Consider the following 1600-nt stretch of genomic DNA (forward strand, 5'->3'; position numbering starts at 1 on the left):
GTTGGTGTCGTGTTGGCTGTAGACGGATTCGTGCCAGGGGATGAAGAAGCGTTTGAGGCTGTTGACGGTGAAGTAGAGGAGGAGGCCGAGGGCGGAGAGGAGGATGATGACGGCGAAGAGGGCGGGGGCGTTGAGTTCGTTGAGGGTGCGGACGACGAGGTAGCCGAGTCCTTCGCTGCCGCCGAGGTATTCGCCGACGATGGTGCCGATGATGGCGAAGACGATGCCGACTTCCATGCCGGCGAAGACGTAGGGCATGGTGGATTTGAGTTCGAGGTGTTTGAAGGTTTGCCAGCGGTTGGCGTTGAGGGCGCGCATGACGTCGCGTTGGCCGGCTTCCACGGAGCGGACGCCGAGTTGGACGTTGAGCATGATGGGGAAGAAGGCGAGCATGGCGGACATGATCACTTTGGAGGTCATGCCGAAGCCGAACCAGATGACGAACAGGGGGATGAGGGCGACTTTGGGGACGACCTGGGAGGCGACGATGAGGGGGCGGAGGCTGCGTTCGAGCCAGGCGATTTTGCCGAGGACCGCCCCCACGGTGATGCCGGTGGCGAGGGCGATGAGGAAGCCGCCGATGGTTTCGGTGGCGGTGATGCCGGCGTGGTCCCAGGTGGTGGGGTCGGTGACGACCTCACCCAGGGAGGCGAGGACGGTGCCGGGGCGGGGCAGGACGAGTTCGGAGACGTTGTTGACGCGGACGAACACGTCCCACACCACGAAGAAGGCGACCAGGATGAGGGGGGTGCTGATCCAGGGGAGGATTTTGTTGAGACGTTCTCGGGTCATGATGCTAGTTCTCCCCGTCCAGGGCGTGGCGGAGTTCGCGGGCGATGGTGCCGAACTCGGGTTCGGTTTGCACGTCGATCCCCCGTGGGCGGGCGAAGCCGACGGGCCGGATCTCGCTGATCCGCCCGGGGCGGGGGGTGAGTTGCACGACGCGGTCGCCGAGGAACACGGCCTCGGTGATGTCGTGGGTCACGAACACCACCGTGGCCTTCGTGGCCAGGGCGATCCGCTGTAGCTCCAGGTTCATCCGTTCCCGGGTCAGCGCGTCCAGCGCCCCGAAGGGTTCGTCCATCAGCAGGAGTTTGGGGTGGGTGCTCAACGCCCGGGCGATCGCGACGCGCTGGCGCATCCCGCCGGACAGTTCGCGGGGATAGGACTTTTCGAACCCGCCCAGCCCGACCAGTTCGGCCAGCTCATGCGCCCGCTCCAGGCGTTGTTTCTTCCCATCACCCCGCAGCTGCAGGGGCAGGGCGATGTTGTCGGCCACCGAATACCACGGGAACAGGTTCGCCTCCTGGAACACCACCCCCAACTGCGACACCACCGACGAGTCCACCTTCGACCCGTTCCACAACGACCGGCCCTCCACCAGAATCCGGCCCGACGTCGGCGACAACAACCCCGCCAACGCCCGCAACAACGTGGTCTTCCCACACCCCGACCGCCCGATCAGCGACACAAACTCCCCATCACTGATCCGCAAATTAATATCGTGCAACGCCCGCGTCGTCGCCCGCTTCGTAACAAACTCCTTCCCCACACCAATCAACTCCAACTTGACCGGCACAGAAGAAACAACAGACGGATC

At 64.4% G+C, this 1600-nt stretch carries 2 protein-coding genes; both read right to left on the bottom strand.

Translation table 11 applies throughout. The features are described 5' to 3' along the window. On the bottom strand, positions 1 to 792 hold a 792-nt coding region (locus tag ABZ863_RS35630; protein ID WP_358544198.1), incomplete at its 3' end, for an ABC transporter permease. 4 nt (positions 793 to 796) lie between these two features. Next, on the bottom strand, positions 797 to 1579 hold the full coding sequence (locus ABZ863_RS35635) for an ABC transporter ATP-binding protein (protein WP_358544201.1): 783 nt from the start codon (positions 1577 to 1579) through the stop codon (positions 797 to 799). Between the last annotated feature and the right edge of the window lie 21 nt (positions 1580 to 1600).

Origin of the sequence: Saccharomonospora sp. NPDC046836 (genome assembly GCF_040645195.1) — a bacterium.
Lineage (GTDB): Bacteria > Actinomycetota > Actinomycetes > Mycobacteriales > Pseudonocardiaceae > Prauserella_A.